Origin of the sequence: Azospirillum sp. BE72 (assembly GCF_031455875.1) — a bacterium.
Classification (GTDB): Bacteria; Pseudomonadota; Alphaproteobacteria; order Azospirillales; family Azospirillaceae; genus Azospirillum.
Genome location: NZ_JAVDTO010000030.1, coordinates 1 through 20,384, shown reverse-complemented (window position 1 = coordinate 20,384; position 20,384 = coordinate 1). Strand labels below are relative to the sequence as shown.

Genomic DNA, 20,384 nt, shown 5'->3' with positions numbered 1-20,384 from the left:
AGGGAACCCATGGTCTCATTCCTTCTCGGTGCCGAGCGAGTGGTCGAGCGCCTTCATCGATTCCTTGCGCAGGACGCTCCACAGGCGGCTGGACAGCGCGCCATAACCGGGGTCGGACACGATGGTGCTGTCGCGGTCGCGCGACCATCCGGTCTCGATCAGTTCGATGAAGCGGCCGGGGCGGGCCGACATGGCGCCGACGCGGTCGGACAGCATAGCGGCCTCGTCCAGCGCGTGGGTGATCAGGACCACCGTCGCGTTGGTCTCCCGCCACAGCCGCAGCAGCTCGTCGCCCATCAGCAGACGGGTCTGCGCGTCGAGCGCGGCAAAGGGTTCGTCCAGCAGGATCAGGCGCGGCTTCATCACCAGCGTGCGGGCGATGCAGGTGCGCTGACGCATGCCGCCCGACAGCTGGTTGGGGTAGGCATGGGCGAAGGGAGTCAGCCCCATGAAGCCCAGCGCATAATCGACCAGCCGCTTGATCTCCACCGGGTCGGTGCCGCGTCGGCGCAGGCCGAAGGCGATGTTCTCCCACACGCTGAGCCAGGGCAGCGAGGCGTCCTGCTGGAACACCGCTCCGATCCCGTCGGGCACCGTGCCGCCGACCACCGGCTTGTCCTCGAACCGAACGGTTCCGCCGGTCGGCGTGGTCAGCCCGGCCAGTACGTCCATGAAGGTGGATTTGCCGCAGCCGGACGGGCCGATGACGGAAAAGAACTCGCCCCGCCGGATCGACAGGCTGATCGGACCGAGGACCGGCAGTTCACCGGTCCCGTTGACGGCGGGGAAGCTGCGCGTCAGCGCGGCGCATTCCACATGGGCTTCGGCCGTCGCCGTTTCCGCGACCATCTGGGAGGCTGTGGCCAGACGCATCGTCACTGTCCTTTCAAGCTGGGCCGGGAAGCGCGTCCGCGCGCGGTTCCTGGGGTGGTGATGGTCCATCCGGTCGCCACGGCGGTGGCTGAAGCGGCCGGAATGGCAATGGCTATCCGCTTCATGCGATCCCTTCCCTTGTCGTCTTTCCAGTGCGGTGGCACCGCGTCCGCGGAGGCCGGTCGTCGCGTCGTTCGCCGCATCGCAGATATCTAAGATCAAGCGTAAGACGGTGAATTGTCCGTGTCTACAGCAATTTTTTGAAATCTTGAAATATCAAAGAAGACAAAAGACCATTTTTTATTTGGTTACTTACGGAAGATAGGAGAAATGGCGTAGATTTTAAAAATAGAACTGTTGCGCCGCAACAATGCGTCGGCCGTTTGAAAATCCCTCTCCTGGAGCAGGAGAGGGACGGGTCGAGAGGGACGGGTCACTCCGCCGCTTGGGACGCCGGCCCCTCATCGGGTCGGGCGAGGTCGCGCCAGTCGGTGGATTTGGGCACGATGTCCTCGAAGGCGCGGATGCTTGTGCGCGGCACGGCGTCGGCGGAGCCGATGGGGGGATCGCCGTCGCGGAAGGCGCGGACGGCCTCGACCATCATGCGGCGGAACTGCACGATGGCGACGTCACTGGCGCCGAGGATTTCCTTCGAGCGGTCGGCGATGCCGCCCATCGTCTCCCACATCGCCATGTCCTGCGTCGGGATGCCGTAGATGCCGGTGAAGTCGCCCAGCTTCATCGCCTTGCGATCCTGAAGGTAACGGTTCTCGAAGGTCCGCTTCTTCCGGTAGTTCTCGTCCAGATCGACACCGACCCGCGCGCCACTGCGCTTGCGCCAGACCTCCGGGTCGAGCCCGGCGGTCTCGCTGGTGTTCAGGAAATAGAACATCGTGTTGGTGTCGTCCATCGGCACCGTCACCTGCACCGGCGCATAGACGTTGTTGGGCGGGATCATCACAACGAAGGGGGCGACGAAGACGGTGATGCGGACGTAGTCATGGGTGTCGGCGTTGGTGATCGGCCGGCGGATGGCGGCGTAGCGCATGCCGAATTCGGTCTGCTGGACCTGGAGACGCGGCGCCTTGTCGGTCGACGGCCGGGTCGCGACCGTCTCGGTCGCCATGGTTTGGGCGACCTTGGCGGGGCGGATGTTGGAGGAATGCAGGCTGGAGGAATGGGCGGAATCGATGGCGCCTTCCAGCACCTGCGCCCAGTTTGCCGCGACGTGCATCTTGGCGATGCCGACCCGGGTCGTCGCCGATTTGGCCCAGGGCGGCGGGCGGAACTCCGGCACCGCGGCCCCGTCCCCGATCCGGGCGTCCATGTAGACCCAGACGAAGCCGCCGGCCTCGCGCGTCGGGTAGGCGGTGTGGCGCACCCGCTCCTTCAGTTTGCTGTCCGGCGGCTCGGACGGCATGTCGGTGACCTTGCCCTCCACGTCGAACTTCCAGCCATGGTAGAGGCAGCGCAGCCCGCACTCCTCATTGCGGGCGAACACCAGCGAGGCGCGGCGGTGCGGGCAGTACTCTCCGATCACCCCCAGCCGGCCCTTGCTGTCGCGGAAGGCGATCAGGTCCTCGCCCAGCAGGCGCAGGCGCACCGGATCGCCGTCCGGCTCCGCCACCTCCTCCGACATGCAGGCCGGGATCCAGTGGCGCCGCATCATTCGGCCCATCGGGGCGTCGCCCTCGACGCGGCACAGAAGATCGTTCTCTTCGGCGGTCAGCATGACATCGTCTTCCGCAGCTGTCTCAGTTGGACTTCGCTTGGAGATCGGTCGGCAGCATCGACGTGTCGATGATGGGCGCGAGGTCGAACCCCTTCTCCACCTCGCCGACCAGTTCCAGGCCGTGGACGGTCTGTTGCAGAGCGGTCATCTCGATGTCGCCGGGGCTCCAGTAATTCTCCTTGGCGAGCGCGGCGACCACCTCGCGGGCGATCTTGGGATCGAGCCCCTCGTAGTATTTGACGAGGATGTCGGCGGCCTCCGTCGGGTTCTTCAGGGCAAACTCGACGCCCTTGCGGCGGCCGGCAATGATCGCCCGGATCTTGGCGGGCTGCGCCTTGATGACGTCGGTCGACGCGATGCCGACGGTCTGGAGCATCGGCGGCAACACGTCGGAGGCGCGGCCGATGCTGCGCATCCGGCTGCTGACCTTGGTCCACATCGGTTCCAGGATGAAGCCGATCTGCACGGAATCGTTCTCGATGGCCTGGAGCACGGCGGCCTGGTTGCCGATGGCCGGGCGCTGCACGGAGTCGCGCGGGATGCCGGCCCTTTCCAGCATCATGGCCGACAGGATGTCGGTGTTCGACTTGGCGCTGGTCAGCCCCCATTTCTTACCGACGACGTCCTTCAAAGACTTGATGTCGCTGTCCGGGCGCACCACCAGCACGAAGTCTGAGATGGTGCGGACGCTGCCGTTCACGATCTTGATCGGCAAGCCGGATTTGATGGCCGCGATGGCGGCGGATGGCGCCACCTCGCCATAGGGCAACTCGCTCGCCATGATGTTGCGGACGGTGGTGCCGCCGCCCTTGGCGCTGATGATGCCGGTGATGTCGACGCCGGCCTCCTTGAAGTATCCCTTTTCCAAGGCCACGGCGTAGGGCACGCCGAGCATGATCTCACCCCAATGGGTGACGTTGATCTGCTCGGCGGCGGCCGGCAGGGATGGCGCCGTCCACAGGGCCACCAACAGCAGCGCGATCTTTCTCATCGTCTCTTTCCTCCCGTACGGCGCATCAGGTCAATGATGGGCGGATTGTTGGACGGTGCGGCCGTTCCGCAGCCCCTGGGGGCGTCCCCTGTGGACTGGCGGCCGTCTTCCTGTCGCGAACGCCGGTTTTCGGCGCCGCCGGGCGTGTCGCCCGCTTTTTTCGCAAAGCCTTGCGGCCCGCATTTTATCGTAGATATCTAAGAATAAGGTTAGCATGCCAAACATTCTTGTCCACAAGCAAAACCGTGAATCCGCCTTCTCAAAGGTCGAGGGTCAGCGTTCCCGATTTCGCGCGCGACACGCAGATGATGATGTGCCGTTTGCGTTCCTCCGGGGTTAGCACAAGGTCGCGGTGATCCACGTCGCCGTCGACCAGCCCGGTCAGGCAGGACCCGCAGGATCCGCTTTCGCACGAACTGGGCAGGTTCAGGCCGCGACCGCGCAACGCCTCCAGGATGCTGACCCCGGCCGGCACCTCCACCGTGTCGCCGCCGTGGGCGAGGCGGACGGTGAAGGGCCGGTCCTCCGCCGCATCCACCGTCGTGGTGGTGCCGAAATCTTCGAAATGCACGGCCGAGGGCGGCCAATGGCCGGTCATGTCGCGCACCGCCTGCATCAATGGACGCGGTCCGCAGCAATAGAGATGCGCGCCGCGCGGCCGCGTCTCCAGCACCGGCCAGAGGTCCAGCGCGCAGGCCGGGTCGCCCCCGTCATGGTGCAGCACGACCTGATCGGCCAGCTCCGGGATCGACAGCTCCGCGCGGAAGGCGGTCATTTCCGGCGTTCGCGTGCAGTAATACAGCGAAAAGGACCCACCGATTGCGCGCAGCCGGCGGATCATCGACAGGATCGGCGTGATGCCGATGCCGCCGGCGATGAAGATGTGGTGGGCGGCGTCCTCGTCCAGCGGGAAGTCGTTGCGCGGCGCCGACACCGTCAGCCGGTCGCCGACGCGGGTGTCGTCGATCAGGCTGATTGAGCCGCCACGCCCCTGCGCGTCGCGCTTGACGGCGATGACGTAGCGGTCGCGTTCGGCCGGGTCGTTGCACAGGGAATAGCGGCGGATCGCCCCGTTCGGCACCCGCACCGACAGGTGGGCACCCGCCGTGAAGGGCGGCAGCTCGGCACCGTCAGGGGACACCAGCTCGAACGCGACGATGTCGTCGGCCAGCCGCGCGATGTCCCGCACGCGCAGCGTCGTCATGTCGGTGCCGGCGATGTCTTCGGCCATGCTTTCGGTCCTTGGATTGGAAGGGCGGCGTCGTCGTCGCGGGCATCGTCGGACGGTGGGTCCGGAGCCCGCGGCGATTTGCAAGTTTGTTAGGCACGCCAACTATTGACAAAACTTAGACGTCTAAGATAGCCTGTTCAAGTTAAATCCGACGGTCCCTCTCGGTTTTCCGGCGGCCGGTTTTTCCGCGCCGTCTTTTCCGCGCCGTCGTCCGCCGCGACAGCCACGTCCCGAAAGGCCAACCCCGACGATGAATCCCGCGCTGAGTTTCGATGGCGGAACGCTGTCCGTCGCGCTGGCCTGCACGGTCGCAGTGCTGTCCGGCGGGGTGGTGAAGGGGGCGACCGGGGTCGGCCTGCCGATGATCGCCGTCCCGCTCATGCTGCAGGTGGTGTCCGCCCCGCTGGCGATCACGCTGATGGCGGTGCCGGTGCTGGCGAGCAACCTGCTGCAACTGGACGACCGCGACCTGCTGGCCGGCGCGGTGGCGCGATTCTGGGGACTGATCCTGGCGCTGCTGGCGGCCACGGTGATCGGGGCGAACGCGCTGGTGGCGGCCTCGCCGCGCGCGATGAACATCGGGCTGGGGCTGGTCACCGTGGCGATGGCGCTGATGCAGATGCGGCGCGGCGCGGCGGAACGCCGCCCGGTGCGGCACGAGCGGCTGCTGTCGCCGCTGGTCGGGCTGGTGGCCGGGTTGCTGGGTGGGATCTCGTCCTTCTCGGGGCCGCCGCTGGTCGCCTATCTGCTGCGGCTGAACCTGTCCAGCCACGCCTTCGTGGTGACGATCTCGCTGTTCTACGTCTGCGGGGCGATTCCGCTCTACATCAGCCTGATCGCCAGCGACGCGGTGGGCTGGCCGGTCCTGCTCGGCTCGCTGGCGCTCGGCGCACCCGCCTATGGCGGGTTGCTGATCGGGCAGAGGCTGCGCCAGGCGTTGAACGAACGCCAGTTCCGCCGCGTCATCACCGGCGTCCTGATGATCAGCGGCCTCAGCCTGCTGGTCAAATCGGCGCTGTTCTGAACCATCCACGGAAGGGAGAGACCCCCATGGCCGACCACGGCACGGCGGACAGGCGGTTGAGGCTCGGCATCGCCGGATTGGGGCGCGGCTTCATGGCGATGCGGGCGACCCTGTCCCGGCACCCTCGCGTCGTCCTGGCCGGAGCCGCCGACCCGCGCGAGGAGGCGCGCCGCCGCTTCGCCGCCGATTGCGGCGCCCCGGCCCACGCGACGGTGGAGGAGCTCTGCGCCGACCCGACGCTGGACGCCGTCTATGTCGCGACTCCGCACCAGTTCCACGCCGCCCATGTCGCGCTGGCGGCGGCGGCGGGCAAGCACATCCTGGTCGAGAAGCCGATGGCGCTGACGCTGGAGGAGGCCGGGGCGATGATCGCGGCGGCCGACGCGGCGGGTGTCCATCTGATCGTCGGCCACACCCACGGCTTCGACGCGCCGATCCTGCGCGCCCGCGACCTGATCGCCGGCGGGGAGTATGGCGCGGTCCGCATGATCACCGCGATGGACTACACCGACTTCCTCTACCGGCCCCGCCGGCCGGAGGAGCTGGCGACGGAGCGGGGCGGCGGCGTGATGTTCAACCAGGCGCCCCATCAGGTCGACGTCGTGCGGCTGCTGGGCGGCGGGCTGGTGCGCAGCGTGCGCGCGGTCACCGGCGCCTGGGACCAGGCCCGCCCGACCGAGGGCGCCTACAGCGCCCTGCTGACCTTCGAGAACGGTGCCGTCGCGACCCTGACCTACAGCGGCTACGCCCATTTCGACAGCGACGAGTTCTGCGGCTGGGTCGGCGAGAGCGGCCAGCCCAAGGATCCCGAGCGCTATGGGCAGGCCCGCCGGCTGCTGGGCCGCGTCGCCGGTCCCGACGACGAGGCGGCCTTCAAGAGCACCCGCATCTATGGCGGCGCCGACGAACCGCCGGGCGCCTTTCCCGATGACCCGCCCTTTCATCAGCATTTTGGCGTGGTGGTGGTGTCCTGCGACCGCGCCGACCTGCGCCCGACGCCGCGCGGCGTCTTGGTCTACGGCGACGCCGACCGCCATCTCGACCCGCTGCCCCCGCCGACGGTGCCGCGTGCCGAGGTGCTGGACGAGCTGTGCGCCGCCGTCCTGGACGGCCGCCCGCCGGTCCACGGCGGCGCCTGGGGTTTGGCGACGCTGGAGGTCTGTCTGGCCATGCTGCGGTCGGCGCGCGAGGGGCGCGAGGTAACGTTGAGCCGCCAGGTTGCGGTTCCCGGCAACGCGCCTATCTTCAGTCGCGGCCGGCCCGACGGCGTTCCCGGCATGGCCGCATCGCCGGAGCTTGGCAGCCGGTGAAGCGGTGGGTTAGCTTGAAGGCCGGTGGCGTTGCCGCATCGGCTCGTTGGTCTGTTCCCGTAACGCGATGGGTGGCTGTGTGACACGCTCCGAAGACAAGATAGTGAGGGTTGGCGGTGACCCCGACCCGGCGCTGGGCATCGATCCGCCGACCAGCGTCGCCGGCCAGGAATGGCGCGAGGCGGTGCCCAACGACCGTCTGGCCCATTTGGTCAAGGACGCCTTGCGGGGGTTGTCGCGCGGGTTGCAGATGCGGCTGACCGAGCATGACGTGTCCTTCGGCCATTGGACCTTCCTGCGCATCCTGTGGGAGCACGACGGGCTGACCCAGCGCGAGCTGAGCGACCACGCCGGGCTGATGGAATCGACCACCTTCTCCGCGCTGGTGGCGATGGAGAAACTGGGCTACGTCATCCGCCGCCATCTGCCGGAAAACCGCAAGAAGGTGCATGTCTTCCTGACGCCGGAAGGCCACGCGCTGAAGGACACGCTCGTGCCGCTGGCCGAGGAGGTCAACGCCATCGCGGTGCGCGGCGTCGATCCCGCCGACATCGCGGCGACGCGGCGCACGCTGGTCGCCATGGTGCAGAACCTGATCGCCGACGAGGCGGACGGGTTGAAGGAGCAGCGCCGCATGCCGTCCACCCGGCAGGTGTCGCGCATCATCGACCGGTCCGAGCGGCGGCGCAACGGCACCAAGGCTGCCGGCGCGCCCCGCGTGTCCAAGGCTCCCTGACGACTCTCACTCTTCCTTCACCGGAACGACGGACGCTTGCATGGACGAGAAGGGCCTGTCGGCCCCCCGGCGCTATTGGGCCATGTTCACGATGGCGGTGTCGCTGCTGCTGGCGGTGCTGGATGGCGCCGCCGTCAACGTGGCGCTGCCGACCATCGCGCATGATTTCGGGATCGGCGCGGCCGACTCGATCCGGGTCGTCAACGCCTACCTGTTGGCGGTTGTGGTGCTGCTGTTCCCCTTGTCGTCACTCGCCGAGATCGTCGGCTGCCGCCGGGTCTACTTGGGCGGGCTGGCGGTCTTCACGCTGGCCTCGCTGGCCTGCGCCACGGCGGATTCGCTGACCACGCTGACCGTCGCGCGCGTGTTCCAGGGTTTCGGCGCCGCCGGCACGATGAGCGTCAATCTGGCCTTCCTGCGCTACATCTTCCCGCCCGAGCGGCTGGGACGGGGGGTCGGGTTCTACGCGCTGATCGTCGCCACCGCGTCCGCCGCCGGGCCGACCGCCGGGGCCTTCGTGCTGTCGCTGGCGTCGTGGCACTGGCTGTTCGCCATCAATGTCCCGCTGGGGCTGACCGCGCTGATCGCCGCACGCTCGCTGCCCGACACGCCGCGCGCGTCGCGGCCGTACGATCTGGTCAGCGCCGGGCTGAACGTCCTGACCTTCGGGCTGCTGATCGACGGGCTGAAGGATCTCGGCGACCACGGCGCCGCGCGGCCGTTGCTGGAGGTGGCGGCGGCGTTGTTGTGCGGCGCCCTGCTGGTGCGGCGCCAGCGCGCGCGGGCGGCGCCGATGCTGCCGGTCGATCTGCTGCGCCTGCCGATCTTCGCGTTGTCGGTAACGGCATCGGTCTGCTCCTTCGCCGCGCAGAGCCTCGCCTTCGTGTCGCTGCCCTTCTACCTGCAACACGGGCTAGGGCGGACGGCGATGGAAAGCGGGCTGCTGATCACGCCATGGCCGGCGGCGGTGGCCCTGGTGGCACCCTTCGCCGGCCGGTTGGCCGACCGCCACGACGCCGGGGTGCTGGGCGGCATCGGTCTGGCGCTGTTCTCCGCCGGACTGGCGGCGGTCGCGCTGCTGCCCGACCAGCCGACGGTCGCCGACATCGCGTGGCGGATGGTGTTGTGCGGGTTGGGGTTCGGCCTGTTCCAATCGCCCAACAACCGGGTGATGGCGACCAGCGCCCCGCGCGAACGCAGCGGCGGCGCCAGCGGCATCCAGGCGACCGCCCGCCTGCTGGGTCAGACCACCGGCGCCGCGCTGGCGGCCGTCGTCTTCGGACTGGCCGGCGCGGTCGGCGCGCCGGGGACGGGGATCACCGTCGGCCTCGCCAGCGCGCTTGCCGCCGTCGCCTGCGTCGCCAGCCTGCTGCGCCGCCCGACGGGCACCACGGCAGAAAATACTTAGAGCTCTCAGACATTGCTGCTGGACATGATTGTTTGGTTCACGTACGATAATACTTAGATATCTACGTTGTCGGCGTCCTGCCGAAACTTCCACTGGCATCCGGGTCGCGCCGGCCTCGCATCACGCCGGTCATCGACCCGCGACGGCAAACGATTGCCGACCACCACCCACAACGAAAAGACCGAACGCGATCGGGGAGGACGTTCATGCTGTCCAGAGAGGACAACGAACTGCTGTGCCGCGTCGAGGGCGACGCGCCGATGGGACGGATGCTGCGGCACCATTGGGTGCCGGCCTGCATGTCGGAGGAATTGCCCGAACCCGGCGGCAAGCCCAAGCGGTTGCGCCTGTTCGGCGAGAATCTGGTGGCGTTCCGCGCCGACGACGGGCGCGTCGGTTTGATGGACGAGCTGTGCCCGCACCGCCGCGCATCGCTGGCGCTGGGGCGGAACGAGAACTGCACGCTGCGTTGCCTCTATCACGGCTGGGCCGTCGATCTGGAGGGCAACATTGCCGAGATGCCGTCGGAACCGCCGGGCAGCGCCTTCAGGACCAAGGTCAAGCACGTCGCCTACCCGACGGTTGAGTCCGGCGGCTTCGTCTGGGCCTACATGGGCGACAAGGCGACGATGCCCGGGTTCCAGCCGCCGCCCTGGGCCGACAAACCCGACAACAGCATCGCCATCGCCAAGATCCATGAGGCGGCGAACTGGGTCCAGAGCGTCGAGGGATCGATCGATTCCGCCCATTCCTCCACCCTGCATTCGTCGAGCATCCGCAGCGACGCGACGGTCACCGGGTCGACCGACCGGGGCGGCACGGAACGACTGCTGCTGGTCCGTCCATCGGTCGACAAGGCGCCGCGCATCCAGGTGCAGCACACGCAGTACGGTTTCCGCTATGCGGCGATCCGCACGCCGATCAACAACGCGGACACCACCGACTATGTCCGCGTCACCGTCTACATCGCGCCCTTCACCACCTTGATCCCGCCGCACGACACCTGGCGGTCGGGGCAGGTCTTCGTGCCGGTCGACGACCACAACACGATGTTCTACTTCGTCGCCTGGAGCGACCGCATCACGCTGGACACCGAGCGCTGGCGCCGCGACAACCACGCACGCCCCGGCATCGACCTGGACCAGGATTTCCGCAAGCTGCGCAACCGCGAGAACGATTACCTGCAAAACCGCCTGCTGATGAAGCTGGGCGATTTCACCGGGATCGAGGGCATTCCCAACCAGGACATGGCGATGCAGGAGACGATGGGCTCCATCGTCGACCGCACGCGGGAGAATTTGGGAGCCAGCGACGTCGCCATCGTCCGCTTCCGCCAGATGATGCTGACCGGGGTGAAGGCCTTCCTGGAGGGCGCGCCGGCGCTGGGCACCGACGAACCGCGCCTGCCGCAGACCGCCATCCGGTCCTTCGAGGGCATCATCGACAAGACGGCCTCCTGGCGCGACTTCGCGGTCGGCGCGGAGGAGAGGGCCGGTTTCCGCGATCTGGCATCGGTCGTCCGCCGGGCGGGGTAGGGCGCGCGCGCCGACCCGTCCCGTTCCCCCAACAAGCCCCCCATGACATGAGGACCACGATGTCCTGGATGATCGGCATCGACACCGGCGGCACCTTCACCGACGTCATCGCACTGGACCGGGCGACCGGCCGGCTGCGCACCATCAAGACCCCGTCCATGCCGCACGACCCGTCGGAAGCGGTGCTGAACGGCATCGCCGCCTTCCTGGAGATGGAGCCGGACGTCGAGTCGGGCGACATCGGCTTCCTGGCCCACGGCACCACGGTCGCCACCAACGCGGTGATCGAGCGCAAGGGCGTGCGCACCGGCCTGCTCATCACCAAGGGGACCAACGCCGTCTACGTGGCGCGCATGTCGCGCCAGCCCTCGGCCACCGACATGCTGAACCCGGAGTTCCGCAAGCCGGCCCTGCTGATCCCCGCCCGCCAGACCCGCGAGATCGGCGAACGCCTGACCCACGACGGGTCGGTGCTGTCGCCGCTCGACCCCGGCGAGGTAGTGCGGGCGGTGAAGGAACTGACGGAGGCGCACGGCGTCACCTCCATCGCCGTGTGCTACCTGTTCTCCTTCATGGATCCGGCGCACGAGCGGGCGACGCGCGACCTGATCCGCAAGGCGTTCCCCGACGTCCGCGTCTCGCTGTCCAGCGACATCCTGCCCATCGTGCGCGAGTACCGGCGGCTGTCCACCACGGTGCTCGACGCCTATGTCGGGCCGACGCTCGACCGCTATCTGCGGCGGTTGGGCGACGGGCTGACGGCGCGCGGGGTGACGACGCCGCAGGTCTTCATCATGCAGTCCAACGGCGGCCTGATGAGCATCGACGTGGCGAGCGCCAACCCGGTGCAGACCCTGCTGTCGGGACCGGCGGCCGGCGTCATCTCCGGCCGCTACCTGTCGGAGCTGCTGGGGCTGCCCAATATCGTGACCTTCGACGTCGGCGGCACCAGCACCGACATCGCCACCATCGTCAACGGCGAGATCACCGAGACCACCGAAGGCACGGTCGCCGGCCATGACAGCTCGGTGCCGATGAACGAGATCGGCACCATCGGCGCCGGCGGCGGCACCATTGCCCGCATCGGCGCCGACGGCCGCCTGCATGTCGGGCCGGACAGCGCCGGCGCGGTTCCCGGTCCGGTCTGCTACCGGCGCGGCGGCGAGGAGCCGACCGTCACCGACGCCGATCTGGTGCTGGGTTTCCTCGACCCGGCGCGCTTCCTGGAGGGCCGGCTGGCGCTCGACCTCGACGGGGCGACCAGGGCCATCGCCGACCGCCTCGCCGGGCCGCTGAAGCTGACGGTCGCCGAGGCGGCCTTCGGCATCGTCAAGATCGTCAACAGCAACATGGAAAGCGAACTGCGGCTGAACCTGATGGCGCGCGGCCTGAACCCGCGCGACTTCGCGCTGGTCGCCATCGGCGGCGCCGGGCCGGTGCACGCCAGCATGGTCGCCGCCAGCATGGGCATCGGCACCGTGGTGGTGCCGCCCTATCCGGGGCTGGGGTCGGCGATGGGGCTGCTGCTGACTGACATCCGCCACACCTACCTGCAATCGAACCCCGGCCTGCTCGACGGCTACGACTGCGACGCGATGAACGCGCTGTTCGACGGGCTGGAGGAGCGCGCGCGGGACGAGGCGCGGCGGGAGGGCACCGACGCCGACGCGCTGGCCATCACCCGCATCCTGGAAATCCGCTACGCCGGCCAGGGCTATGAATTGCCGGTGCCCTGCGGGGGCGACCGCCTGGAGGACGCCGACAAGCCGGCGATCCGCGCCGCCTTCCATCGCCTGCACGAACGCACCTATGGACATTGCGCCCAGGAGACGGCGGTCGAGATCGTCAATTTCCGCGTCGATTCGCTGGCGGTGCTGCCCAAGCTGCGGCTGCCGGATTGCCCGCCGGCCGACGGCGGCAGCCCCGACCGCGCCATTGCCCGCCGCCGCCCGGTCTGCTTCGACGGCACCAACAAGCGGATCGACACGCCGGTCTATTGGCGGCCGAACCTACGGGCGGGCGACCGGTTCGACGGCCCGGCCATCGTCGAGCAGGCCGACACCACCACCGTCGTCATTCCCGGCCAGCGGGCGGAGATCGATCGCCACGGCAATCTGATCCTGACCTTCGCCGCCTGACCTTTGCCGCTTGCCAAGGAAGCGTCCATGACTGTCGATCCCATCACGCTGGAAGTGATCGCCAACCGGCTGGATGAAATCCAGCGGATCATGAAGCACCGGCTGTTCCGCACCGGCTATTCCACCATCCTGCGCGAATCCTTCGACGGCAGCGCCGGCATCACCGACCGCCGGGGCCGCATCGTCGGCGCGTCGGGCATGACCACTCACACCATCCCCTACGCCAAGCTGGTCGAGGGCATCCTGGCCGCCTACCCGGTGGAGGAGATCCGCGAGGGCGACGCCTTCGTGTCGAACGACCCCTTCCGCGGCGGCGTCTCGCACACGCCGGACGTGGCGGTGGCGACGCCGGTCTTCGTGGACGGCGAACTGATCGCCTTCTGCACCAGCTTCGGCCACAAGCCCGATGTCGGCGGCCTGTCGCCGGGATCGGGCAGCCCGGCCTCGCGCTCGGTCTTTCATGAAGGGATGCTGATCCCGCCGGTGAAGATCGTCGAGGCGGGGGTGCCCAGCCGTAGCGTCTTCCGCATTCTGGAGAACAACTCGCGCACGCCGCGCCTGCTGATCGGCGACATCCGGGGCCAGATCGGCTGCACCCGCATCGGGGCGGAGCTGATGCGCGAGCTGTGCGCCCGGTTCGGCACCGCCGGCGTGCTGGGCGCCATCGACCAGCTTCTCGACGCGTCGGAAAAACGGCTGCGCGCGGCGCTGTCCGCCCTGCCGGACGGCCGGGCGGAGGCCGAGAACTGGCACGACGGCGACGGCGTGTCCAAGGATCCGATCCGCGTCCACATCGCGCTGACCAAGCAGGGTGACGAGCTGACCATCGACTTCACCGGCAGCGCCGATCAGAGCGCCGGCCCGGCCAACGCCGTCTTCCAGGTGGTGCAGGCGGCGGCAATCGGCGCCGTGCTGTCGATCGTCGACCACTCCATCGCCAACAACGACGGGGTGCGCCGGCCGATCCGCTTCGTCTGTCCAGAGGGCAAGGTGGTCAACCCGCGCTTCCCGGCGGCGGTCAACTCCTACATGCCGACCACGCATCTGGTGTTCAATGGCGTGATGGAGGCGTTGGGCAAGCTGGCGCCGGACAAGGCGGTGGCGGATTCCGGACTGGGCGTCGGCGCGCTCGCCTTCGGCTACAAGGCCAGCGGGACCGGCGACAACTACGTCCATTACGAGATCGTGGAAACCGGCCTGGGCGCCACCGCGCACGGCGACGGCTGCGGCATCATCCACCCGATCATGATCTTCGAGACGATCCAGCCGATCGAGATCGTCGAGCGCGAATTCCCGGTCCTGGTCCGCGATTTCTCGATCCGGCCCGACGGGGCGGGGGCGGGCAAGCATCGCGGCGGTCTCGGCTACCGGCGGGAGTTCGAGCTGTTGCAGGACGCCGAGTTCATCTCGCGGCTGGCGCAGCGCACCTTCGGGGCGCGCGGCATCAACGGCGGCGGGCCGGCGGCGATCTCGCACACGCTGATCAATCCGGGCGGGCCGGACGAACGGTCGCTGCCCGGTCTGGTCCAGATGTCGCTGTCCGCCGGCACCCGCGTGGCGATCGAGCAGGCGGGCGGCGGCGGCTGGGGCGACCCGAGGGAGCGGTCGCCCGACGCGGTGCTGGCCGATGTCGAGGACGGCTACGTCACCCCGGAGCGGGCGGCGGCCGATTACGGGATCGTGCTGACCCCCTTGCCGGGGGGCCGCTACCGCGCCGCCGTTCCGCAACGGGTGGCGTGACGGCGGACGTCCGAGGCGACGACGAAAAACGAACACGGAGGAAAAGACATGGCCATTCCATTGTTCCGGCGCCGGTCCATCCAGGGCGATTCCCGCGGGCGGCTGGTCGCGGCGCTTTCGGTCCTGCTGGCGGCGGGGGCTGCGCTGTTCCCCGTCACGCAGGCCGCCGCGGCCGAAAGGACGCTCACCCTCATCAGCTCCTTCCCGCTCGACGGCCCGGCGGGCGACAAGATGCATGTGGTGAAGCTGTTCATCGAACGCTTCAATAAGAAGGCAACCGGCAAGGCGCGCATCCGCGTCATCGGCGGGCCGGAGATCGTGGCGCCGTTCGACCAGTTGAAGGCGTTGCAGACCGGCCAGTTCGATATGATGGTCGCGACGTCGCTCTACTTCAACGAGTTGCGCGACCTCCAGTTCTTCCACTATCTGCCCTTCGATGAGCACATTCGCACTGCCAAGCAGGCGGCGCCGTTGCTCCAGAGGATTTCGCGGGAGAAGGCCGACGTCGTCTTCCTGCAATATTCCAGCCCCGGCCTGTCCTTCTACCTGTGGACCAAGAACCGGCCCATCGCCAAGCCGGAAGACGCGCGCGGTCAGAAGATCCGCACCTTCGGCGACACCACTGCACCGCTGGTCCGTCATCTCGACATCGTGCCCACCAGCATCGCCAGCAACGAGGTCTATTCGGCTCTGCGTACCGGCCTGCTCGACGGCGCGTTGCGCGATCCGCTGTCGATCGACCTGCTGAACGAAGGCGAGTTGCTGAAATTCGTCACCGAAGCCAACGTCGCCGACATCGAGACCGAGACCTACATCTCGGCCAAGAGCTGGGATGCGCTGCCGGAGGACCTCCGGCGGATGCTGGACGAGACGGCGCGGGAAACCGAGGTCGAGGGCTTCGCCTGGATGAAGAACCGCGTTGCGGCGGCGATGGACAAGATGAAGACGCGCTACGGCGTGCAGGTCGTGCCGTCGTCCCCTGAACTGAAGACCATCCTGAACCAGACGATCCCCAAGGAGATTCTGACCGGGCTGGTCGGCAATTCCAAATACAAGGACGAGATCATCGAGAAGTTCGAGCTGAGATCGGCCGTGAACTGATCCGATGAGCCAACGGCGCGCCGGAGCGCGACCTCGGCGTCCTGCATCGTTCCACACGCAACGGAGCCATCATGGTCCGTCCCATCTCCAAGGCGCTGGAGCTGTTCAGCCGCGTCGTCCTCGTGGCGCTGGTCGGGCTGGTCTGCACCAACGTCGTGCTGCGCTACGTCTTCGACTCACCGGTCGTCTGGGCCGACCAGATCACCGGTTACGGCATGGTCTACATCACCTTCCTGGCGGCGCCCTGGGTGCTGGCGCGACGGCGGCACATCGCTGTCGATCTGCTGCAGGAATCCCTCGGCCCGCAGACCCGCCCCTTGTTGGGCGCCGTGCTGGGGCTGGTCGGCTTCCTCTATAACGCCGGCTTCACATGGCTGGCGTGGAGCGAATTGGCCCGCATCCTGGCCCGTGATTCGCAGTTCTCCGACGCCATCCTGGTTCCGCAATGGACGATCTACTGGGTGCTGCCGGTCGGCAGCGGCCTGATGGCCCTGGAGTTCGCGCTGAACGGCATCGAGGATCTGCGCGCCTACCTGCGCGGCGTGCCGGCCCCGCGCGTGGCGGCCGAGTGAAGGGGAGGGATCGGTCATGGAATGGTACACCGCGTTTCTGCTGCTTGCCGGCGGCCTTGTCTTGGCGATGGCCAGCAACATCCCCGTCGCTTTCGCCTTCGGTATCATCAATATCGTCGCCGCCTATTTCCTGTTCGGATCGGTGGAGGCGCTGTCCTTCGTCGTCCATGCCTCCTTCTCCAGCGTCGCCAGCATCCATCTGACGGCGATCCCCTTCTTCCTGCTGATGGGGACGATCTTCGTCCGCACCGGGCTGAGCAGCGTCGTGCTGGACGCGGTCGATCGCATCCTGTCCGGCGTGCGGGCATCGGGTTGCTACGTCGCGATCGGCAGCGGGGCGCTTTACGGTGCGCTGATGGGGGCGAGCGTCGCCTCCACCGCGGTGATGGGAGCGACCATGGTCGGCGACCTGCGGCGGCGCGGCTATGACAACACGCTGGCCATGGGACCGATCATCGGATCGGGCACGCTGGCCAACCTGATCCCGCCGAGCCTCGGGGCCGTGCTGATCGGCAGCCTCGCCGGCATTCCCATCGCCGACCTGCTGATTGCCGGAGTCGGTCCGGCCATCGTCGTCATCCTGCTGTTCTGCAGCTACATTGCCATCAAGGCGCGCCGCTTTACTGGCGTGCTGGCGGAGGTGCCGGCGACTCTGCGCGTACGGCTCGGCGGGGTGCTGCTGCTGCTGCCGATGATCGTGCCGGTGTTCTTCGTCACCGGGGTGATCTATCTGGGGGTGGCGACTCCGACCGAGGCGTCGGCGACCGGGGCGTTCGCGACCTTTGTCGTCGCCGCCGCCTATGGCCGGATGAACTGGCGTGTCTTCAACGAAAGCCTGATGGACGCCCTGGAGATCGCGGCGATGATCATGCTGATCGTCGCCGGTTCCAAGGCCTACAGCCAGATCCTGGCGATCACCGGGATCGCACCGGGTTTCGCCGAGTTTCTGGCGGGCGTGACCAGTTCCCCCACCGTCGCGGTGCTGATCGTTCTGCTGATCGCGTTGGTACTGGGCTGTTTCATGGATCAGACTTCCGTCATCTTCGTCACCATTCCCTTGGTGATCAACGCCATCCAGACCCTGGGGGTCGAGCCGGTGTGGTTCGGTGTGCTGTTCTCGATGATCGTTGGCATCGGCGGCATCACGCCACCCTTCGGCCTCAACCTGTTCGCGCTGAAGGCGGTGGCGCCGCCGGACATCAGCATGGGCGAAATCTACCGGATCTGCGGTCCCTACGTCGTCCTGGAACTGCTGGCGGTCGGGGTCGTGCTCGCCTTTCCCGGGATCGTCTCCGTATTGGTCACGGCCATGCGCTGACCGGTACCGCTCAGAGCAGCGTTGGTTCTGATGGGATGGACGCCCCTGTTTCTGGTGAGTGACACCACCTGAAGGGGATCGGCTCTCAACGGATATGGAGATCCGGTACCGTCAACTTGTTAACCACCCAGTTGCCGGGGCGGGCCGTGCGGGGTATGGGACGGCATGACGACGCGCCCCGATCGGCGTGTTGCAGCGAGGTGAGCTGAGCAAGAGATTGCCCGAGCCCCGTTGATAATCAGACGACGCGGACCGAGTTCGGGCGTCCAAGGTCGAGCATGCGGTTGAGGACCGCGACGCCGATGGCCACCTCGGTGGCCTGCGCCGCGTCACAGTGGAAGCGCAGCGCCTCGCCAAGGACACCCTTCCAGCGCGCCATTTGGCTTTCCACGCCCGCCCGCTTGTTGTAGCCGCTGGCCCGCTGCCACGCCATTCGGCCCTGCTGCGCGATTATCTGGATGTGGCGGTCACGCTGGCTGGGCACGGTCTGGGCGGTGTCGCCGAGCACGGCATCGCTGCGCGGTGGTGCCACCACGGCCGCCTCGGGATGGCGCTCGTGCACGGCCGCGTAGACGCCGCTCCGGTCATACGCGCCGTCCCCGGTCAGCGAGGCCACCGGTCTGGCGATCTGATCGAGCAAGGGGCCGACTTGCGAGGCGTCATCGACGCCGCGGTCGGTCAGCGTGGCGGCGACAATCCGGCCGCTGCCCGCGTCCATGCCGATGTGCAAGGCGTGCCAGGAGCGCCGCTTCTTGGTACCATGCTTCTCGATCAGCCATTCGCCCGGCCCACACAGCTTCAGCCCGGTGCTGTCCACCAGCAGGTGGATGGGCGCGCCGCTCGAGCGCGGTGCTGAGGGCAGCGTCACCGTCCGGGCCCGGCGCGCGATGGTGGAGTGATCCTGCACCGGCAGATCAAGCCCGAGCAGGTGCAAGACGGAACCGATCAGCCCCTCGGTCTGGCGCAGCGCCAGACGGAACACTGCCCTCAGCATCAAGGCCGTGGTGATCGCCAAGTCCGAGTAGTGGGGCTGACCACCCGGTGTGGTCCGGGGCGCCGCCTTCCACTGCGCGACCGCCTCGTCGCTCACCCAGACGGTGAGGCTGCCGCGCTGACGCAAGGCCTCGTCATAAGCGGCCCAATTGGTCACGCGCCGCTTCGGCCGTGTGATGTGGTGACGGCGGGCAGCGTTCGCTTTGTAGGGCACGGCCAGGAACCTGAACGGAGGCGGAGCCATGGCCTACGGCATCAGCCCTATCCGTGCAATAGCCCGTTGTGCGCCAAAGTCGCGCGACTTCACACGATGGCATCCCCCATCACGCCTCCTTCACCTCCGTGATAAAGGCGTGAATGCCGGCCTTCAACGCGACGGCCCGCTCTGCCACTCGCTGAGCGGATTGCAGGACCTGGTTCGATCCCGTTGCGGTCGATTCCGAAGCGAATTTCAGCCTGCCGATGTTGAGGGTCACTTCGGCGGTACCTTGCGCGGCCTCGACGGCATTGCGGCCGATTTCAGCGGTGGCCGCTCCCTGTTGCTCGACGGCGGCGGCCACCATGGTCGCCATTTCGTTGAGGCGGTAGATCACCGCCGCAATCGACTGGATGCCCGAAACCGCTCCGCCGATGGTAGTCTGCATCGCGCTGACTTGGCTGCGGATCTCGTCGGTCGCCTGCGAGGTCTGGGTGGCCAACTGCTTGACCTCGGACGCCACTACGGCGAAGCCCTTGCCGGCCTCGCCGGCGCGTGCCGCCTCGATGGTGGCGTTCAGGGCAAGCAGGTTGGTCTGGCTGGCGATGCCCTGGATGAGATCAATCACGTCGTTGATCCGCTGGCCCGACTCGGTCAACGCGCCAACCTGGCCCTGCGCCTGCTCTGCCTGCCGCGCCGCCTCGCTGGCGAAATTGCGCGCCTCGTTCATCTGACGCGAGACTTCCTGCACGGTTGAGGTCAACTCCTCGGTCGCCGCGGCAACCGTCTGCACGTTCGAGGCAGTCTGCCTCGCGGCGCTGCCGACGGCGGCCATCTGTCCCGACGCCTCCTCCGCCGTGGCTGACAGGGAGTGGGCCGTCGTCTCCAGCGCGGCAGAGGCGGCGCTCATGACAGTCAGGGCGTCATTGACCTCGCGGTCGAACAGGCGGATGGTCTCGCTGACCTTGTCGGCCCGGGCCAGTTTGCGCTCGGCCTCCGCTTCCTGTTCGGCCTGGATGCGTTGCCGGTCGAGGGCGTTCTCCTTGAACACCGCCAAGGCGCGGGCGATGTCGCCCACCTCATCCCGGCGGTCGGCGCCGGTAATGTCGACCGAGAGGTCGCCGTCGGCCAAGCGGCGCAGGCAGGCCACCGCCGTGCCGATGGGCTTGACGATCCCCTGGTCTGCGCCTGATCCAGATGTGCGCGCACCTCAGCCTTGCGGTCGGCGACGACCACTTCGATCGTCGCCACGCTCGTCGGGTTGGCGCCCATCTGGTATTCGGCCCGGCTTAGCTCGACCAAGTAGCGGTAGAGCCGGGCACCCTGTGCCGCTTCATGGCCGGCATACTCGACCCGGCGCAATTCGCCGCCAAGCTTCGACAGGCCATAGCTGACCCTCCTCCGAATCAGTGGACACCTCTGCTAAGCTCCAGATGGAGCGGAGAGGTCAAGAATGACGACGACACGGCGCATCTTTACGGACGAG

Annotated in this window: 16 protein-coding genes; 10 read left to right on the top strand and 6 right to left on the bottom strand. The window is 67.8% G+C overall.

Annotated elements, in window-relative coordinates; translation table 11 throughout:
• Positions 1-15 precede the first annotated feature (15 nt).
• From J2Y49_RS31475 to J2Y49_RS31460, 4 genes are all read right to left on the bottom strand, one after another.
• Positions 16-873 carry an ABC transporter ATP-binding protein gene (locus J2Y49_RS31475; RefSeq protein ID WP_098735109.1) on the bottom strand — a complete coding sequence of 286 codons (858 nt, stop codon included), beginning with the start codon at positions 871-873 and terminating at the stop codon, positions 16-18.
• A 433-nt stretch (positions 874-1,306) separates the two neighbouring features.
• Positions 1,307-2,605, bottom strand: coding sequence for a Rieske 2Fe-2S domain-containing protein (locus J2Y49_RS31470; protein WP_310119655.1), 1,299 nt, complete (start codon positions 2,603-2,605; stop codon positions 1,307-1,309).
• A gap of 22 nt (positions 2,606-2,627) precedes the next feature.
• Positions 2,628-3,596 carry an ABC transporter substrate-binding protein gene (locus J2Y49_RS31465; protein ID WP_098734985.1) on the bottom strand — a complete coding sequence of 323 codons (969 nt, stop codon included), beginning with the start codon at positions 3,594-3,596 and terminating at the stop codon, positions 2,628-2,630.
• A gap of 259 nt (positions 3,597-3,855) precedes the next feature.
• Entirely contained in the window at positions 3,856-4,827 is a 972-nt protein-coding gene (locus J2Y49_RS31460; protein WP_204561632.1) for a PDR/VanB family oxidoreductase, read from the bottom strand.
• Between the two features lie 250 nt (positions 4,828-5,077).
• On the opposite strand from J2Y49_RS31460, the gene J2Y49_RS31455 reads away from it, so the two are divergent.
• The 10 genes from J2Y49_RS31455 to J2Y49_RS31410 all read left to right on the top strand — a co-directional run bounded on the left by J2Y49_RS31455 (position 5,078) and on the right by J2Y49_RS31410 (position 17,709).
• Complete coding sequence (locus J2Y49_RS31455; RefSeq protein WP_098734986.1) at positions 5,078-5,851, top strand: sulfite exporter TauE/SafE family protein; 774 nt, start codon at positions 5,078-5,080, stop codon at positions 5,849-5,851.
• 26 nt (positions 5,852-5,877) lie between these two features.
• A complete protein-coding gene (locus tag J2Y49_RS31450; protein ID WP_098734987.1) occupies positions 5,878-7,161 on the top strand; it encodes a Gfo/Idh/MocA family protein in 1,284 nt (427 codons plus the stop codon).
• Positions 7,162-7,264: 103 nt separating this feature from the next.
• Positions 7,265-7,897, top strand: a complete 633-nt coding sequence (locus J2Y49_RS31445) for a MarR family winged helix-turn-helix transcriptional regulator (protein ID WP_204561635.1) — start codon at positions 7,265-7,267, stop codon at positions 7,895-7,897.
• A gap of 40 nt (positions 7,898-7,937) precedes the next feature.
• Positions 7,938-9,305, top strand: a complete 1,368-nt coding sequence (locus J2Y49_RS31440) for an MFS transporter (protein ID WP_098734989.1) — start codon at positions 7,938-7,940, stop codon at positions 9,303-9,305.
• Positions 9,306-9,511: 206 nt separating this feature from the next.
• A complete protein-coding gene (locus tag J2Y49_RS31435; protein WP_098734990.1) occupies positions 9,512-10,840 on the top strand; it encodes a Rieske 2Fe-2S domain-containing protein in 1,329 nt (442 codons plus the stop codon).
• Between the two features lie 59 nt (positions 10,841-10,899).
• Positions 10,900-12,978, top strand: a complete 2,079-nt coding sequence (locus tag J2Y49_RS31430) for a hydantoinase/oxoprolinase family protein (protein WP_161957962.1) — start codon at positions 10,900-10,902, stop codon at positions 12,976-12,978.
• Positions 12,979-13,005: 27 nt separating this feature from the next.
• The gene (locus J2Y49_RS31425; RefSeq protein ID WP_098734992.1) at positions 13,006-14,718 is read left to right on the top strand and encodes a hydantoinase B/oxoprolinase family protein; all 1,713 of its coding nucleotides are present in this window, start codon (positions 13,006-13,008) and stop codon (positions 14,716-14,718) included.
• A 48-nt stretch (positions 14,719-14,766) separates the two neighbouring features.
• Positions 14,767-15,819: a TRAP transporter substrate-binding protein gene (locus tag J2Y49_RS31420; RefSeq protein ID WP_098734993.1), complete on the top strand. Its 1,053-nt coding sequence runs from the start codon at positions 14,767-14,769 to the stop codon at positions 15,817-15,819.
• Positions 15,820-15,890: 71 nt separating this feature from the next.
• A complete protein-coding gene (locus J2Y49_RS31415) occupies positions 15,891-16,391 on the top strand; it encodes a TRAP transporter small permease (protein WP_098734994.1) in 501 nt (166 codons plus the stop codon).
• 16 nt (positions 16,392-16,407) lie between these two features.
• Positions 16,408-17,709, top strand: a complete 1,302-nt coding sequence (locus J2Y49_RS31410) for a TRAP transporter large permease subunit (RefSeq protein WP_098734995.1) — start codon at positions 16,408-16,410, stop codon at positions 17,707-17,709.
• A 238-nt stretch (positions 17,710-17,947) separates the two neighbouring features.
• Here J2Y49_RS31410 and J2Y49_RS31405 read toward each other — a convergent pair whose 3' ends face one another.
• Both J2Y49_RS31405 and J2Y49_RS31400 read right to left on the bottom strand, forming a co-directional pair.
• On the bottom strand, positions 17,948-18,916 hold the full coding sequence (locus J2Y49_RS31405) for an IS5 family transposase (protein ID WP_098735132.1): 969 nt from the start codon (positions 18,914-18,916) through the stop codon (positions 17,948-17,950).
• A 109-nt stretch (positions 18,917-19,025) separates the two neighbouring features.
• Entirely contained in the window at positions 19,026-20,030 is a 1,005-nt protein-coding gene (locus J2Y49_RS31400; RefSeq protein WP_143273041.1) for a methyl-accepting chemotaxis protein, read from the bottom strand.
• Between the last annotated feature and the right edge of the window lie 354 nt (positions 20,031-20,384).

What these genes read in the sequence shown, in the direction of transcription:
- J2Y49_RS31460 (WP_204561632.1), bottom strand. Translation starts at nt 4,827, where the DNA reads ATGGCCGAAGACATCGCCGGCACCGACATGACGACGCTGCGCGTGCGG.
- J2Y49_RS31475 (WP_098735109.1), bottom strand. Translation starts at nt 873, where the DNA reads ATGCGTCTGGCCACAGCCTCCCAGATGGTCGCGGAAACGGCGACGGCC.
- J2Y49_RS31415 (WP_098734994.1), top strand. Translation starts at nt 15,891, where the DNA reads ATGGTCCGTCCCATCTCCAAGGCGCTGGAGCTGTTCAGCCGCGTCGTC.
- J2Y49_RS31470 (WP_310119655.1), bottom strand. Translation starts at nt 2,605, where the DNA reads ATGCTGACCGCCGAAGAGAACGATCTTCTGTGCCGCGTCGAGGGCGAC.
- J2Y49_RS31420 (WP_098734993.1), top strand. Translation starts at nt 14,767, where the DNA reads ATGGCCATTCCATTGTTCCGGCGCCGGTCCATCCAGGGCGATTCCCGC.
- J2Y49_RS31410 (WP_098734995.1), top strand. Translation starts at nt 16,408, where the DNA reads ATGGAATGGTACACCGCGTTTCTGCTGCTTGCCGGCGGCCTTGTCTTG.
- J2Y49_RS31440 (WP_098734989.1), top strand. Translation starts at nt 7,938, where the DNA reads ATGGACGAGAAGGGCCTGTCGGCCCCCCGGCGCTATTGGGCCATGTTC.
- J2Y49_RS31430 (WP_161957962.1), top strand. Translation starts at nt 10,900, where the DNA reads ATGTCCTGGATGATCGGCATCGACACCGGCGGCACCTTCACCGACGTC.
- J2Y49_RS31425 (WP_098734992.1), top strand. Translation starts at nt 13,006, where the DNA reads ATGACTGTCGATCCCATCACGCTGGAAGTGATCGCCAACCGGCTGGAT.
- J2Y49_RS31450 (WP_098734987.1), top strand. Translation starts at nt 5,878, where the DNA reads ATGGCCGACCACGGCACGGCGGACAGGCGGTTGAGGCTCGGCATCGCC.
- J2Y49_RS31435 (WP_098734990.1), top strand. Translation starts at nt 9,512, where the DNA reads ATGCTGTCCAGAGAGGACAACGAACTGCTGTGCCGCGTCGAGGGCGAC.
- J2Y49_RS31455 (WP_098734986.1), top strand. Translation starts at nt 5,078, where the DNA reads ATGAATCCCGCGCTGAGTTTCGATGGCGGAACGCTGTCCGTCGCGCTG.
- J2Y49_RS31465 (WP_098734985.1), bottom strand. Translation starts at nt 3,596, where the DNA reads ATGAGAAAGATCGCGCTGCTGTTGGTGGCCCTGTGGACGGCGCCATCC.